This window comes from Campylobacter sp. BCW_6463 (assembly GCF_001762785.1).
GTDB lineage: Bacteria > Campylobacterota > Campylobacteria > Campylobacterales > Campylobacteraceae > Campylobacter_D > Campylobacter_D jejuni.
This window is the reverse complement of record NZ_MJXL01000048.1, coordinates 45869-61257: the sequence shown is the minus strand read 5'-3', so window position 1 is coordinate 61257 and position 15389 is coordinate 45869. Positions and strand designations below refer to the sequence as shown.

Here is a 15389-nt window from a genome sequence, read left to right as displayed (position 1 = left end):
AAATACTTTCAAAATATAATAAATTAAGTATTTTTATATCCTAAATTATGTCTTTATATTTAATTTTTATTAATATAAAAAATTTTATTTACTTCAAAAAAAATTAATATATTTTTGCAAGCTTTTTTTGCTAGAATAAAATTTTTAATAATTTAAATAATTAGGGATAACATGGAAGAAATTACAATAAACATAGATAAGATTAAAATAAATGATGACTGGAAAGAATTTTTAAGAGACGAATTTCAAAAAAAATATTTTCTAGAAATCAAAAAACAATACCTAAATGCGATTGATCAAAATATAATTATTTATCCGCCTGCAAATTTAATCTTTAATGCTTTTAATTTATGTCCCTTAAAAGAAATTAAAATTATTATCCTAGGACAAGATCCCTATCATCAACCAAACCAAGCAATGGGGCTTAGTTTTTCGGTTCCAAAAAATGTAAAAATCCCACCAAGTCTTAATAATATTTTTAAAGAATTGCAAAATGATTTAAACATCGCTCCAGCAAAAAGCGGAGATTTAAGCTCTTGGGCAAAACAAGGAGTTTTGCTCTTAAATTCTATTCTTAGCGTTGAAGCAAATAAAGCAGCTAGTCATAGTTCGTGGGGTTGGCAAGAATTTAGTGATGCTATAATACATAAATTAAGCAATGAAAAATCAGGGCTTGTTTTTATGCTTTGGGGAAATTACGCAAAAAGCAAGGAGATTTTGATTGATAATGCTAAGCATTTGATTTTAAAAGCAGCTCACCCAAGCCCTTTAGCTAGAACAGGATTTTTAGGTTGTAAACATTTTTCAAAGGCTAATAAATTTTTAAAAAAAGTTGGTAAAATTCCTGTAGATTGGAAAATAGTTTAAAAAATTATTTTAAATTTTAATAAAAATATTAAAATATATTTATTTATTTAAAAATAAATCGTATTTCTATGAAATATATTATAATAAAACAACTCAAAAATTAATTTTTAAGGAGAAAAATGAAAACCATTGGTATTATAGGCGGAATGAGTTTTGAAAGTACTATTACTTATTATAAAACAATAAATCAAGCTATAAATGATAAATTAAAATCTTTAAATTCTGCAAAAATTTTACTTTACAGTGTTAATTTTGAAGAAATAGAAAATTTACAAAGCCAAGATAAATGGCAAGAAGCTGCGCAAATTTTAACTCAGTGTGCTAAAAAATTAGAACTTGCAGGGGCTAGTTTTATAATAATTGCAACTAATACTATGCATAAGGTTTTTGATGAAATTCAACAAAACATAAATATCCCTATTTTGCATATTGCAAAAAGCTCTGCTAAGGCTTTAAAACAAGAAAACATACAAAAAATTGGTTTATTGGGTACTAAATACACAATGACTCAGGATTTTTATAAAAAAATGCTTATTGAAGAAAATATTAGCGTTATTATTCCTAGCGATGAAGATATAAAAATCGTTAATGATATTATTTTTAATGAGCTTTGCAAGGGTAAAATCAAGCAAGAATCTAAAGAAAAATATTTAAATATTATAAAAAAATTACAAGAAAAAGGTGCAAAGGGAGTGCTTTTAGCTTGCACTGAAATTGGTTTATTAATATCCAAAAATGATACAAATATCAAAATTTTTGACACAAGCCTTATTCACGCCCTTGATGCTGCTAATGAAGCTTTAAAAGATTTATGATTAAAAGATGCCCAAAAGTGGGCAAATTGCAATATTTTGAAAAGATTTATACTTATATCGGTTTAAATCTTATCTTGCTTTATAGTTTGCTATCTTTTTCTAATTGATTGATATTTAGCATTATAAATTTATAGCTTAGATAAATTACTAAAGGCCAAGTCAATAAAAACAAAGCATGTAACATTTTTTCTCCTTAATATGCGTGATCATCGTTTGCGATTTCTTCGCGTGTGATTTTTACCTTATCCATTGCATTCCAAACATAGATAATATAAGCTAAAACAAAAGGTACAAGCAAAGACACATAAGCCATGACGCTTAGAGTATAATAGCTTGAACTTGCATTTTTTAAAGTTAAAGAACTTTGTAAATCACTTAAAGATGGGTAAAAAGCACTTTGACCTAAACCAATACTTGATAATAAAGCAAAAACTATTAAAACCGTTCCAAGTCCTAAAGTAAAAATAGCCTTAGAGCAACCTTTTGCTCCTTGAACCATACCTAAAAGCACTAAAATCACACCAATAACAAGCAAAACAGCAAAAATCATTTGATTTAAGAAATTATATAAATATAAATTCGCACTCATGCTTACAACTCCATTGATATCTACACTAAAACCATCTTTTAAGAAAATCCACGCTAAAAAACCTAAGAAAAAAGGTAAAAATAGAATGCTATTGATCATAAGTTTTTTCATAGCTCTTATTTTGATATTCTCATCATTGATATTGTTCATAAAATACGCTGCGCCTAAAAGCCTTGCTAAAAATACCAAAGCTAAGCCTAAGAGATAATTAAAAGGATTGAGTAAAAGCTCTAAGCCGTGCAAAGGATTTTGCCAAGAAACAAAATTATGCTCATTTAAGATAAATTCGGAACCGCTAAAAAAGCTACTTACTGCAACTCCGATTAAAAACACACCTAAATAGCCATTAATTTTAAGAAAAATTTCATAGGTTTTAGAGCCATAAACATTATTTTCTTTTTTACGATACTCATAAGCCACAGCTTGTAAAATAAAACAAAATAAAATACAAAGCCAAGCCCAATAAGCTCCGCCAAAACTTGTACTATAAAAAAGTGGAAAAGCTGCAAAAGCAGCTCCGCCAAAAAGTACGAGAGTTGTAAAACCAAGCTCCCATTTACGCCCTAAAGAATTGACTAGCATGGTTTTTTCAAGCTCATCCTTGCTAAGCTCATCGATTAAAGTTTGTCCACCTTGGACAAAAAACATAAAAACTAAAAGTCCGCCGAGCAAACTTAAAATCAACCACCAATAAATTTGCAAACCTTCGAGTTCTAAACCAAAAAACATCATTTTTCTCCTTTGCCCATAAGTGGAGTATGCTCTGCATGTGCGTCAAAACCTTTTTTAATCTGAGTAAGTATGATTTTAACTTCTGCAATCAATAAGGCTGTAAAAAGTACTGCAAAAATCCAAAATGAAATTTGAACATTGACTTTTCCAAGTTGCGTTGCTGCGATATGTACAGGAAGTAAGTCTTGAATTGCCCAAGGTTGTCTGCCTACTTCAGCAACAATCCAGCCTGCTTCAGCGGCGATATAACCCAATGGAATGGATAATAAACATACCCAAAGTACTTTTCTAAATTTCTCAATATCATTTGCCATAGTAAGATAAAGAGTAACGATGAAAAGTAAAAAGAAAAAACTTCCCAAAGCAACCATGATATGAAAGCTATAAAAAGTTAAAGCCACAGGCGGAATAGTATCGCTTGGTTTTTCTAGATATCCATAGCCAAAATCTTTAAAATGAGTTTCTAAAATAGATTTGTGATTTGCCATAGCTATTGTATCATTGTTTTCTTTAGCAAGCTTATAGTCTTTTAGAGCTTGTATAGCGATTTTTCCTCTATCGATACGATTTTGCATAGGTTCTATACCTTTGCTTTCATTTCCATAGATTAAATCTTCAATTCCTGGTACAAAAGAATTTGGATCACGGTTTCCTAATATAGAAAGAGCGTAAGGTATAGTAATGTCAAATAAAAACACACTTTCGTTATTATCTATGGTTTTTTTAGGGTTTAAGATTCCAAAAGGTACAAGTCCTGCACGATGTTCACCTTGATAAACCCCTTCCATAGCTGCAAGTTTCATAGGTTGAGTTTGAGTTACACGGTAAGCACTTTCATCTCCGCTGAAAAACAAAAAGATTGAACAAACCAAACCAAAACTAGCTCCTACAACTAAGCTTTTTTTAGCCTCGATAATATGGCGTCCCTTTAACATAAACCAAGCTGAAATTCCTATTACAAATAAAGCTGAAATCACATAACCACTGCCTATGGTATGTAAAAATTTTGAAATAGCCACAGGAGAAAGTGCTACTTCAAAAAAGCTTTGCATTTCATTTCTTGCTGTATCAGGGTTAAAGCTCATTCCTACAGGATATTGCATCCAACCATTTGCCACTAAAATCCAAAAAGCAGAAAGATTACTTCCTATAGCCACACACCAAGTTGAAAGTAAGTGAAAACCCTTACTTACTTTATCCCAGCCAAAAAACATAACTGCAAAAAAAGTAGCCTCTAAAAAAAATGCCATAATACCTTCAATCGCCAAAGGTGCACCAAAAATATCTCCCACAAACCAGCTATAATTTGCCCAGTTTGTTCCAAATTCAAATTCCATTATAATACCTGTAGCTACACCGATAGCAAAATTTATAGCAAATAATGAAAGCCAAAATTTGGTGATTTTTTTCCATCTTTCATTTTTAGTTTTTACATAGATAGTCTCCATGATAGCAATGATAAAAGATAAGCCTAAGGTTAAAGGCACAAACAAAAAATGATAAAGTGCAGTTAAAGCAAACTGCGCTCTTGACCAATCAACGCTATTAAGTTCGTTCATTTATTTTCCTTCGAGTGTAAGATTTTTGAGTACAAAAGTGCTTTTTTCTTTGTCGCTTTTAAAAATAGAATTAAAATTTACATCAAAAACAAAAAGTTTTAAAATCACAAACATAACAAAAAGTTTGATAAAGATAATTTTCCAAAGGGTCTTTCCAAGAGTTAAATTTTTAAAACCTTCTTTGTAAAAATTAAAAATTTGAGAAATACTAAAATATAAGTGTTTAAGATGCATGTAAATTCTACCTTTAAAAACAACAAAATAAAACATTTTAAGAAGCGGAAAATTATAATGAAAATTATGTTATTATTTTCTTAAAAAATTTAAATACATAATCAAGGTTTTTAATGCAAAAAATTAAAGTTTTTATTTTTTTTATGATTTTTTTCTTTAATGCATGTTCTTCTAAATTTTGAAAATGTAAATCCTTTGGGGCGTTCATTTGGAGAATTTGAAGATACTAATTCTTTTTCTTTAAAACTAGGACTTGAACCTATTTTTCCTACTAATCAAGAAATTCCAAGTTTAATTAGCAATGCTGATTTAGTACTTATTACTCCTATTTACCCCACCTTTAACTAGTAGCATCAACAATAATGCAATAAGACAACTTGCAAGTGGAGCAAACCCCTTAGATATCTTAATGATACAAGAAATAGGAACTTTACTAAGAATAGCCACTCCAACAGGACGCCATGTGCAACAAGATGGAACGCCTATTGATGAATATGAGTAGAATTTGAGGACTCTTTCAAGACCTGATAGGGTTTTTATTTATTATTCTCGCGTTGATGTAGGAGCTAATCGTGTAAATTTAGCTATAGTTTCAAGACCCATTATAGGAATTCGCGATGGAAGTGATGCTTTTTTCAATATCTATGTTTTAGCCAATGAAGGAACAGATGTAGGAGCAATTATCACAGCCCATAAATACACATTTTGTAAATATACCTCAAGTTAACTGGATGATAGCAGGGGATTTTAACCGTGATCCTTCTACTATAACAAATACAGTGGATAGAGGATTAGCAAATAAAATTAGAGTGGTTTTTCCAACTAGTGCAACTCAAGCAAACGGAGGGACTATTGATTATGCAATTACAGGAAATTTAAACAGACAACAAGCCTATACTCCACCACTTTTAGCTGTGATTTTGATGCTTGCAAGTTTAAGATCATTTTCCAGTTAATTTTAGAAAATTTTAGGACATTTAATATGAAAAAAATTGTTGCTTTATTTTTTATGTTTATAACTTTAGCCTTTGCAACTCCTACTGGAGATTTGAAAGATTTTACCAAAATGGTTTCTATAAGAAATTTAGAAACGGGAATTTTTTTAAGTGCCTTTAGAGATATCTCAAAAGATCCTATTGATCAAAATTGGAATATTAAAGAAATTGTTTTAAGCAATGAGTTAAAACAAAAAGATAAATTAGCTAATGAACTTCCTTTTGGTTATGTGCAATTTACAAATCCAAAAGAAAGCGATCTTTGTTTGACCATCCTAGAAGATGGAACCTTTGGAGCAAAATCTTGTCAAGATAATCTAAAAGATAGTAAACTAGAAACTGTATTTTCTATAATGCCAACAACAACTTCAGCTGTGCAAATTTGTTCTTTAGTTTTGGAATCTGATGAATGTATGGTAACTTTTTAATCCAAATATTCCTACACAAAAACGCTTTAGAATAGCCCCTTGCACCTTAGATCCTAATTTTTTATGAAGTAAACGAACTAATGATTATAACTCCACCTTTAACAGCTTCTACCCCTTTAGAATAAGATTTTTTCTTATTCTATTTTTATATTTATTTAATATTTATGATATTACAAAAATACACAAAATAATCAATAATAACACAATGTAATTTACTTTACTCTATAATTTTTTTATTTTAATTTAATTTTTTGTTACAATAAATTTATACATAAATAATTATCAAGGAGGAAAAATTGGAGCAAATTTTAACATGGCAACAAGTTTACGACCCTTTTTCAAACATTTGGCTAAGTGCTTTAGTGGCATTTTTACCTATACTATGTTTTTTAGTTTGTTTGGTTGTTTTAAAACTTAAAGGTTATCAAGCAGGTTTTTTAACTGTTATACTTGCTACTTTGGTAGCTTTATTTGCCTATAAAATGCCTTGGAATTTAGTGGGCGCAAGTTTTATTCAAGGCTTTACAAATGGTATGTGGCCTATAGCTTGGATTATCATTGCGGCAATCTTTCTTTACAAACTTTCTATCAAGTCGGGTTCTTTTGAAATCATTAAAAAAAGCGTGATGAGTATTACTCCAGATCATAGAATTCAAGTGATTTTAATAGGTTTTTGTTTTGGTTCATTTTTAGAGGGTGCTATAGGTTTTGGTGGCCCTGTGGCTATAACTGCTGCACTTTTAGTAGGACTTGGTTTGCGTCCTTTGCAAGCTGCAGGACTTTGTCTTATCGCAAATACCGCTCCTGTTGCTTTTGGTGCGGTGGGAATTCCTATTATTGCTATGGCAAATCTTGTCGGCATAGAACAGCATTCAGTTTCTGCCATGGTAGGTAGAATGCTAGTTCCTTTAAGTCTTACTATACCTTTTTTCATAGTTTTTTTAATGGATGGATTTAAAGGCGTTAAAGAAACTTTTCCAGCTATTTTAGTTGCGGCACTAAGTTTTACAACTACTCAATTTTTAAGCTCAAATCACTTAGGAGCAGAATTACCTGATATTATCTCAGCTGTAGTTTCTTTAGCGGTTACAACTGTATTTTTAAAATTTTGGAAACCAAAAAATATTTTTAGATTTGATAATGAAAGCAATTTCACTCAAGATAACACTCTAAGCTTTAATCAAATTTTAAAAGCTTGGTCGCCTTTTATTTTACTCATTGTTTGTATTATCATTTGGACACAACCTTGGTTTAAAGCTCTCTTTGATAAGGATGGAATTTTAAGCTATACAAGCATTACTTTACAATTTAGCAATATCACAACTGGAATTTTAAGCCCTTCTATCACAGGCATAGGAGAAGCTAAGCCTTTATCTTTGGCTTTAGGTATAGATTTAATCAATGGAAAAACCGTAGCTCAAGCAGGAACAGCGATTTTGCTTGCAGCTTTTTTAAGTATAGCTATTTTAAAAATCAAAGCTGAAGATGCAGCAGAATGCTTTTGGGCTACTTTAAAAGAAATGGCTATACCTTGTATCACCATAGGTTTAGTTGTGGCTTTTGCTTTTATTTCTAAAAATAGTGGTATGAGCACTACTTTAGGACTTGCTTTTGCACATACAGGTGATGCTTTTTCTTTCTTTTCACCAATCATTGGCTGGATAGGGGTATTTTTAACAGGCTCTGATACAAGTGCTAATTTACTTTTTGGAACCTTGCAACAAGTAAGTGCTCAAAAACTAGGTGTTAGTGAAGCTTTATTTTTAGCAGCTAATTCAGTAGGTGGGGTCGTTGGAAAGATGATCAGTCCACAAAGCATTGCTATAGCTTGCGCAGCAGTTGGGCTTGTAGGAAAAGAATCTGATCTTTTCAAATTCACATTAAAATATTCTGTAGCTTTTATTATTTTAATAGGAATTTGGACTTGCATTATAGCTTTTTTCTTACAAGAAATCATCCCTGAAGTTATAGTGAAATAATTAAAAAATTTAAGTTTTGCTTCAACAAATATTCGTTTTTAGAATATTTGTTGGAAAATTTACTTTGCTTTTATTTTTATAGGATTAGAATATTTATCCTAAATTATCCCAAAAGGAGAGATCATGAAAAAGGTGTATTTTTACGCCACATGCTTAGGAAGTGCTGCTATGCAACAAAGCGTTTTAAATGCAATAAAACTTTTAAGGCGTGAAGGTATTGAAGTGATTTTTAAAAAAAATCAAACCTGTTGCGCTCAACCTTCTTTTAACTCAGGTTATTTCGATGAAAGTCGTGAGATTGCTTTATATAATGTGGATTTATTTGATAAAGATTACCCCATCGTTGTGCCAAGCGGATCTTGTGCGGGTATGATGAGTCATGACTATAAAGAACTTTTTAAAAACAAACCTGAATTTTCTAAAGTCAAAGATTTTAGCTCTAGAGTCATAGAACTTTCACAATACCTTGATGAAGTTTTAAAAGTAGATTATGAAGATAAAGGTGCACCTATAAAAGTAACTTGGCATTCTAATTGCCATGCTTTAAGAGTGCAAAAAAGCATACAAGCGAGTAAAAATCTTATCAAAAAACTAAAAAATGTAGAATTAGTAGAACTTCAATACGAGGAAGAATGTTGTGGTTTTGGCGGAACTTTTTCAGTAAAAGAGCCTGAAATTTCAAATGCTATGGTAAGAAGTAAAATTAAAGATATACAAAATAGCGGTGCAAAATATCTCATCAGTGGCGATGGAGGTTGTCTTTTAAACATAGATGGCACAATGAAAAGAATGGGTTTAGATATAAAAGGCATACATTTATATGACTTTTTACTTAAACGCTTGGAAGGAGAAAGACTATGAGTCAAAAAATTCCTCACGAACAAATCGTTCAAATTAAACTCAATGACAAGCAAATGCAAGAAAATTTAATGACTGCCATGCATACTTTACAAAAAAATAGACTCAATGTTATTGATGCTAGATTTAAAGACTGGCAGGGTTTAAGAGCTAAAGCTAAACAAGCTAAAAACAATGCCTTAATGAGTTTAGAAGAAAGGCTTTTAGAATTTGAAAAAAATGCTACAAAAAATGGCATTAAAGTGCATTGGGCAAGTAGTGATGAAGATGTCTGTGAAATCGTCTATGAAATCATGAAAGAAAAAAATATTACCAAGCTTTTAAAAGGTAAATCTATGGCAAGCGAAGAAATAGGCCTAAATCACTACCTAGAAAAAAAAGGTTTAAAAGCTATAGAAACCGATCTTGGAGAGCTTATTTTACAGCTTAATGAAGAGCCTCCTTTACATATAGTTGTACCTGCTATACATAGAAACCGCCATGAAATCGGAGAAATTTTCAAAGAAAAATTAGGAGCGAATTTAGAAAACAATGAACCTGAAAGTTTAAATGCGGTAGCTAGAGAGCATTTAAGAAAAGATTTTGAAGGCTTAAAACTTGGACTTAGTGGGGTCAATTTTGCCATGTCAAGAGAAGGAGCTTTTTGGCTTATAGAAAATGAAGGAAACGGTAGAATGTGCACTACAGCACCTGATATTCATATCGCACTTTGCGGCATAGAAAAAGTCATGGAAAGCTTTGAAGATGCGGCTACTATGGTTTCTTTACTCACTCCTTCAGCCACAGGACAATTTATACCAACTTATAATAATATCATTACAGGCCCTAGAAAAAATGGGGATTTAGATGGTCCTAAAGAAGTGCATGTGATTTTATTTGATCACCATCGCTCTAAAATGTTAGCTCATGAGGATTATTATGAGGCTTTGCGTTGTATTCGATGTGGGGCTTGTATGAATTTTTGCCCTGTTTATGATCAAATCGGTGGACATGCCTATCAAACCACTTATCCAGGACCTATAGGAGAAGTAATCAGTCCTAATATTTTTGGTATAGATCATACAGGAGATATTTTAAATTTCTGTTCACTTTGTGGGCGTTGTTCTGAAGTTTGTCCAGTGCAAATTCCTTTGGCTGATCTTATTCGCAAATTAAGATGTGATAAAATAGGACAAGGTAAAAATCCACCTTTAGGAGCAAATAATGTTCATCACAATGCCTTAGAAGCCTTTGCTTTTAAACAATTTAAAAATATCGCAACCAATGGTAATAAATGGCGTTTTTCACTTTCAAAAGCACATTATTTTAACTGGACGGTACAAAATTTCGCAAGCGTTTTGCCTGTGATTAAAAAATGGTACGCTTTTAAAGAATTACCTCAAATTAAAATGGATCTTTATAAAGAAGTGCAAAAACTAGAAGGAGTAAGCTATGAGTAAAATCGATGAAATTTCAAGCAAAAGTAAAGCAAGTATTTTAGAACATCTTAAAAAAGCTTACAAAGAAACAACGTTCACACGCATTGAAAGTATAGATCCTGTAGAACATATCCAAACCACCCAAGATATGCTTGCAGAAATGAAGCAAAAAATGAGTGTTAATAAATACATTGTTGAAAATGCCACTAAAGATACCTTAGAAGAAAAAATCAATGAAATTATCGCAAAATATGGCTTTAAAAGTATGATTTATGGGCTGGATTTAAATTTAAATTTAGAACAAATCAAAGCAGAAAAAAAGATTTGCTTTGATAAAGAAATCGAAAATTTAAGATCTGAGGTTTTTCATAGTGATTTTTCCATCATTCATGCAAGAGCAGGGGTAAGCTCTCACGGAGTTGCACTTGTACCTTCAAGCAAAACTCAACCTAGAATGCTAAGCCTTGCACCTAAACTTTGTATAGTGCTACTTAAAAAAGAAAATGTTGTTAAGAGTCTTAGCGAGGCTTTAAATTTGGTAAAAAAAGAAAATGAAATCTTACCTACTAATATCTTATTTATAGCAGGGCCTTCAAGAACAGCAGATATAGAACTTGTCACTGTTTTTGGTGTTCATGGGCCACAAATTGCACATATTATTATTTACTGATTCTATACTAGAATCAGTAAGTCTTAATTTTTAATATTAATTATATATATTTTTTATATTATACAAATATAAATAAAATAAATAATTTTCAATTAATAATATTTTAATAAAATATAATATTTCACTCGAATATATGAAATTAATTTTAAATACAAAAATTAAAGAAGGTGCTTTTGGATAAACTAATTTCAACTTGGAATGAAAAATACAGTATTCATGACACAATGATTGACATTCAACACCAAAAACTTTTTGAACTTGCAGACAAGGTTGAAAGTGCTGTTTATAAATTTGTAAAACGAGAAGAACTCAAAGAAATTTTAATAGAACTTTTTAACTACATGAAAGAACATTTTAACAATGAAGAACAATACATGCATAAAATATCATTCATGATATGTCTTATCTTATGCAAAACATAAAAACCATCAATGATTTAAAAGAGAATCTTTACACAGTTTCTAAAAAATGGCTTTTAGAACATATACTCTATGAAGATATGAAAGTTGAACAATATAGAAGTTCTTCTTTAGATTCTGAAGATGATGGAAAGTAAGCTTTGAAGAAGTCAAAGAAGAAAAAGATGATGAAAATGCAGTTTATCTTTATACATGCGAATGCGTAGGACAAATGTATGATGTACCTTTTGGAATTCATCAAAAATTCAACTTAAGGGTGTAAAATTTAAATGTAAAAAATGTAAAGAAGCCATACAGTTTTATAAAAAATATTCAGAAAATTTCTAATTAACTATTTATGCGTTAAAATAATAAATAAAGTATAAGTTAGTCAAAGAAGGAAATTTAATGGATAAAAAATAAAATATTTTATTTTGGATAAATTTGACTATTCCTATCCTATACTAACCAAAGATACAAAATGCTCATTTTGTGAAAATTTTTTCCCAATAGAATATAGCTCAAACTTAAAAACAATAGAAAAAGAATGTCCATTTTTCAATAATAAAATGGACATTAAACTTAAAAACTAAGCCTTAGTTTTACTTACAATATTAATAATATTTGAAGCCACTTCATCAGCAAGCTCTAAATGAGAAGTAAAGCCTACACAAGAACAATTAATCTCGCCTAAAACATATTTATCATTGCCCTTTTCATCAGTATCTAAAATAAAATCAGCCGTCCAAATCAATGGTAAGTCGTAATTGCCTAATCTTTCCCTTACCTTAGGAAGCTCGCCTAAAAACATATCCACCAAAGTTTTCCAATCTTCTGGCTTATCATAACGATATTTTGCCCCACTAAAAAGCGTAGCAGAAAAAGCATCGGCATCTTCGGCTGGTTTTTTATGTACTACATTTACAGGAGTGTTATAAAGCATTAAAAGTCTGATTTCACCTTCTTTAATGCGCGGTAAAAAAGTCATATCCACAAGCATACCATTATCACCTATGATATATTGCTCACAAAAATCCATAAATTCCCCAAGCTCTCTATGTTCTACATGATTATCCTTAGCTTCCGTACACTTGATTTTTGTGTTTAAAGGCAAACTATCTCCACTAACGCTACCCTCTACACTCACACGCCAAATTCCCTCTCCTGTAGAGCCACGATTTTGCTTTAAAACCCTTTCACCTTTAGCCAAACTTTTTGGAAAATTTTCTTTAAAAGTCTTAATATCATAGTAAGCATAAGTATCGCTTGGAACAAGATCAGTATCTGCTAATTTTGTAAGTGCATCTTTAGCACCATAACCTATCATAGCATCAGGATGAGGCATACCTACAAGCTTATCAGCACAAAGTTTTCTTAACATATCAAAATACTCATTTTCTTCTTTAAGATTGCCAGGATTGATGCGAGAAACATAACCATCAAAATTTTCTTTCACATATTTGTAAATTTCATCTTTTTTACTCACTTCAAAAAAAATCACCTCAGCATTCCAACCCTTAGCTTTTAAGGCATTTACCATAGGTATAGTATCTTTTCTATAACCATCTTCACCTTTATCACTCCCACCTTTAACTTCAAAAAAAACAATATTTTTTTTCATTATTTTACTCCTTATCTAAAATATAAATAATTATTGCATAAAAATATTACAAAAATTAAATAAAAATATTTATATATTTTATCTAGCGTTTATAAAACTGCTATTAGTCTTATAAGCGGTTTCGATTAAGCTTTTACTTATCAAGCTTGATACTTGTCCTTCTAGGCGGTTAAGAAATTTATCAATCTTATCTTCTTCTTTCCAAACAGGATTTGAAACATTAATAAGTTTTTCAAGCTCCTTTTTAGCACTTTCATAATTACTAAGCTCATCTATAAGACCAAGCTCTTTAGCCTTGGCAGCTAAAAACACTCTTGCATTTGCCCATTGATCTTTTTTGTTAAGATCTAATGCTCTTTCCTTAGCAACAAAACCCGTAAAAAGATCATAACTTTGATCAATTAAACCCTGTAAAAAATTTCTTTCATTCTCATTCCAAGCTCTTGCAAAAGTTCCAGCACTTTTAAATTCACCCGCTTGAATAGTTTGTTCTTTAATACCGAGTTTATTAGCCAATCCACTTAAATCAGCTCCTTGCATAATCACACCAATAGAGCCTATAAAACTTGCCGGATTGGCTAAAATTTTATTGGCTCCAACTCCTGCTAAATAACTTCCACTTGCCATAGTTCCGCTTGCATAAACAAGCACAGGCTTTTTAATTTTTAAATCCTTTATAGCTAGAGCTAGTTCCATACTAGGAGCAAAAGCTCCACCAGGAGAGTCTATAACAAAAAGCACTCCTTTGATATTGCTATCATTTTTAGCGTTGATAATTTTTTCCAAAACTGCAGAGCTGTCAAAAATTTCACCCTTTAAATCAATGCGTTCTAAATTTGCAAGATTGGAGCTTGAATTTGCACTAGGCATTAAAATCCATATAACAATCAACAGTAAAACAAAGGTTTTAAAATAAGTATTGATAAATTTTATACCGCATCCTAAAGCCTTAAAAAATGATTTTAAAATTTGCATTCTTTTCCTTTTATAAATAATTTATCCACTTCCTTAGCATTTAAAATAAACTGCAAAGGAGCTTGCTTTTTATCACATTCTCCTAGCTCAAATACGCTAAAATCAGCAATTTTACCTTTTTTAAGCTCTCCTAAATTTAAATTTAAAGCCTTTGCGGGATAAAGTGTTACCATTTGCAAAAGCTTAGAGGCTAACTCTAATAAATCAAAATTCTTATGTATAAGTAAATTCGCGCGCATTTCATCAAGTAAGGATAATGAAATATTTGAGCTAAGTCCATCGGTTCCTAAATGGATATTTAATCCACTTTTTAAAGCCATTTTTAAATCTAAGCTTTTTTGACTTAAAAGGCGATTTGAAAATGCGCAATGTGTAATAGAATGTAAATTTTTATCTAACCATTCGTATTCTTTTAGATAAACACAATGTGTAAAAAGAGTCCTTACTCCTTTAAAGAGTTTAGCAAAATCCTTTGGTGTATAAAGAGGCTTAGGATGAAGTGTAAAATTTTCAAGCCATTTTTTAAAACCCCCTTTAGACTCTCTAAGCCAGATATTTTCAGTCTTACTTTCTAAAAAATGCGTACTAACTAGTAAATTTTGCTTTTTAGCTAAATCAAGAGCAAAATAAGCCAAACTAGGATGAGTTGAATAAGGAGAATGAATCGAAATTGCTGGAATAAAAAAATCATTTTTAAATTTCAAAGAATTTTCAAATCTTTTTAAAAATTCTTGTTTTTTATCTTCAACTTGATTTTCATTTGTACCCAAAATTTCATTAAAAAATACTATACGCATACCCTTTTGACTAGCCTTTAAACAAGGATCTAAATCACTCCCAAAACTTGAAATTTCACCTATAGTGCCTATACCGCTTTTTTGCATTTTTTTAATGCTTTGAAATATTAATTCTTCTTTGGCCTGCGCATTTAACATGGAACGAGAATTTATAACACTTTTAAGCCAAGTTAAAAATTCTCCAAAATGCAAAGTTGTTGAATTTGCACTAAATTCTAAGTGTGTGTGAGGATTTATAAAAGTAGGTAAAATAACCGAATTTTTAGGTGTTTTGATGATTTTAGCCTTAGGATATTTTTTTCTTAAATTATCCAATTTACCTAATTCTAAAATTTTATCTTCAAAAACAAAGGCTTGATTTTCTAGTATCGTAAAATCTTCATCACATAAAAAAAGATATCTTGCAGCAGCTATAAACACGATTTTCCTTTCAAAAATTACATTGTAGCAAAAA

The 15389-nt window shown here is 30.6% G+C and carries 15 protein-coding genes and 2 pseudogenes; 11 read left to right on the top strand and 6 right to left on the bottom strand.

From position 1 onward, the window contains the following. Nucleotides 1–171: 171 nt before the first annotated feature. Together ung and AJ884_RS05315 are read left to right on the top strand one after the other, a co-directional pair. Entirely contained in the window at nucleotides 172–867 is a 696-nt protein-coding gene (ung, locus tag AJ884_RS05320) for a uracil-DNA glycosylase (RefSeq protein WP_070233966.1), read from the top strand. A 119-nt stretch (nucleotides 868–986) separates the two neighbouring features. Further along, entirely contained in the window at nucleotides 987–1682 is a 696-nt protein-coding gene (locus tag AJ884_RS05315; protein WP_044779849.1) for an aspartate/glutamate racemase family protein, read from the top strand. A gap of 193 nt (nucleotides 1683–1875) precedes the next feature. Here AJ884_RS05315 and cydB read toward each other — a convergent pair whose 3' ends face one another. Genes cydB through AJ884_RS05295 form a run of 3 tightly spaced genes read right to left on the bottom strand, consistent with a single transcriptional unit; the run spans nucleotide 1876 to nucleotide 4796 of the window. Continuing rightward, nucleotides 1876–3000, bottom strand: a complete 1125-nt coding sequence (cydB, locus tag AJ884_RS05305; protein WP_070276150.1) for a cytochrome d ubiquinol oxidase subunit II — start codon at nucleotides 2998–3000, stop codon at nucleotides 1876–1878. Continuing rightward, a complete protein-coding gene (locus AJ884_RS05300) occupies nucleotides 3000–4562 on the bottom strand; it encodes a cytochrome ubiquinol oxidase subunit I (protein ID WP_070233969.1) in 1563 nt (520 codons plus the stop codon). Before AJ884_RS05300 ends, cydB begins: the two co-directional genes overlap by 1 nt. Beyond that, nucleotides 4563–4796, bottom strand: coding sequence for a DUF4492 domain-containing protein (locus AJ884_RS05295; RefSeq protein ID WP_002860921.1), 234 nt, complete (start codon nucleotides 4794–4796; stop codon nucleotides 4563–4565). A 159-nt stretch (nucleotides 4797–4955) separates the two neighbouring features. On the opposite strand from AJ884_RS05295, the gene AJ884_RS05290 reads away from it, so the two are divergent. The 9 genes and pseudogenes from AJ884_RS05290 (at nucleotide 4956) to AJ884_RS10110 (ending at nucleotide 11700) form a co-directional block, all read left to right on the top strand. After that, nucleotides 4956–5144 (top strand): hypothetical protein, encoded by a 189-nt coding sequence (locus AJ884_RS05290; protein ID WP_002932941.1) that lies wholly within the window; start codon nucleotides 4956–4958, stop codon nucleotides 5142–5144. A 16-nt stretch (nucleotides 5145–5160) separates the two neighbouring features. Next, nucleotides 5161–5768 (top strand): annotated as a pseudogene (locus tag AJ884_RS10030) (endonuclease/exonuclease/phosphatase family protein); the annotation flags it as partial. Nucleotides 5769–5778: 10 nt separating this feature from the next. After that, nucleotides 5779–6344: pseudogene (locus AJ884_RS05280) on the top strand (cytolethal distending toxin subunit A/C). 171 nt (nucleotides 6345–6515) lie between these two features. Then, on the top strand, nucleotides 6516–8198 hold the full coding sequence (locus tag AJ884_RS05275) for an L-lactate permease (protein ID WP_070233972.1): 1683 nt from the start codon (nucleotides 6516–6518) through the stop codon (nucleotides 8196–8198). Nucleotides 8199–8318: 120 nt separating this feature from the next. After that, on the top strand, nucleotides 8319–9059 hold the full coding sequence (locus tag AJ884_RS05270; RefSeq protein WP_074470023.1) for a (Fe-S)-binding protein: 741 nt from the start codon (nucleotides 8319–8321) through the stop codon (nucleotides 9057–9059). After that, nucleotides 9056–10495: a LutB/LldF family L-lactate oxidation iron-sulfur protein gene (locus tag AJ884_RS05265; protein ID WP_070233974.1), complete on the top strand. Its 1440-nt coding sequence runs from the start codon at nucleotides 9056–9058 to the stop codon at nucleotides 10493–10495. The genes AJ884_RS05270 and AJ884_RS05265 overlap by 4 nt, the downstream gene beginning before the upstream one ends. Further along, entirely contained in the window at nucleotides 10488–11144 is a 657-nt protein-coding gene (locus tag AJ884_RS05260) for a lactate utilization protein C (protein ID WP_070233976.1), read from the top strand. Before AJ884_RS05265 ends, AJ884_RS05260 begins: the two co-directional genes overlap by 8 nt. 167 nt (nucleotides 11145–11311) lie before the next feature. Next, nucleotides 11312–11566, top strand: a complete 255-nt coding sequence (locus AJ884_RS09935; protein WP_070286484.1) for a bacteriohemerythrin — start codon at nucleotides 11312–11314, stop codon at nucleotides 11564–11566. Next, nucleotides 11554–11700: a hypothetical protein gene (locus AJ884_RS10110; protein ID WP_193551652.1), complete on the top strand. Its 147-nt coding sequence runs from the start codon at nucleotides 11554–11556 to the stop codon at nucleotides 11698–11700. The genes AJ884_RS09935 and AJ884_RS10110 overlap by 13 nt, the downstream gene beginning before the upstream one ends. 431 nt (nucleotides 11701–12131) lie before the next feature. On the opposite strand, the gene AJ884_RS05240 is transcribed toward AJ884_RS10110, so the two are convergent. From AJ884_RS05240 to AJ884_RS05230, 3 genes are all read right to left on the bottom strand, one after another. Continuing rightward, nucleotides 12132–13163, bottom strand: a complete 1032-nt coding sequence (locus AJ884_RS05240) for a Cj0069 family protein (RefSeq protein ID WP_002933934.1) — start codon at nucleotides 13161–13163, stop codon at nucleotides 12132–12134. A gap of 78 nt (nucleotides 13164–13241) precedes the next feature. Further along, the gene (gene sppA / locus AJ884_RS05235) at nucleotides 13242–14138 is read right to left on the bottom strand and encodes a signal peptide peptidase SppA (RefSeq protein ID WP_070233980.1); all 897 of its coding nucleotides are present in this window, start codon (nucleotides 14136–14138) and stop codon (nucleotides 13242–13244) included. Continuing rightward, on the bottom strand, nucleotides 14126–15355 hold the full coding sequence (locus tag AJ884_RS05230) for a metal-dependent hydrolase (protein WP_070233982.1): 1230 nt from the start codon (nucleotides 15353–15355) through the stop codon (nucleotides 14126–14128). Before AJ884_RS05230 ends, sppA begins: the two co-directional genes overlap by 13 nt. Nucleotides 15356–15389 lie beyond the last annotated feature (34 nt).

Coding starts and splice junctions, on each gene's coding strand:
- ung (WP_070233966.1), top strand. CDS start 172: ATGGAAGAAATTACAATAAACATAGATAAGATTAAAATAAATGATGAC.
- AJ884_RS05315 (WP_044779849.1), top strand. CDS start 987: ATGAAAACCATTGGTATTATAGGCGGAATGAGTTTTGAAAGTACTATT.
- cydB (WP_070276150.1), bottom strand. CDS start 3,000: ATGTTTTTTGGTTTAGAACTCGAAGGTTTGCAAATTTATTGGTGGTTG.
- AJ884_RS05300 (WP_070233969.1), bottom strand. CDS start 4,562: ATGAACGAACTTAATAGCGTTGATTGGTCAAGAGCGCAGTTTGCTTTA.
- AJ884_RS05295 (WP_002860921.1), bottom strand. CDS start 4,796: ATGCATCTTAAACACTTATATTTTAGTATTTCTCAAATTTTTAATTTT.
- AJ884_RS05290 (WP_002932941.1), top strand. CDS start 4,956: ATGCATGTTCTTCTAAATTTTGAAAATGTAAATCCTTTGGGGCGTTCA.
- AJ884_RS05265 (WP_070233974.1), top strand. CDS start 9,056: ATGAGTCAAAAAATTCCTCACGAACAAATCGTTCAAATTAAACTCAAT.
- AJ884_RS05260 (WP_070233976.1), top strand. CDS start 10,488: ATGAGTAAAATCGATGAAATTTCAAGCAAAAGTAAAGCAAGTATTTTA.
- AJ884_RS10110 (WP_193551652.1), top strand. CDS start 11,554: ATGCAAAACATAAAAACCATCAATGATTTAAAAGAGAATCTTTACACA.
- AJ884_RS05240 (WP_002933934.1), bottom strand. CDS start 13,163: ATGAAAAAAAATATTGTTTTTTTTGAAGTTAAAGGTGGGAGTGATAAA.
- sppA (WP_070233980.1), bottom strand. CDS start 14,138: ATGCAAATTTTAAAATCATTTTTTAAGGCTTTAGGATGCGGTATAAAA.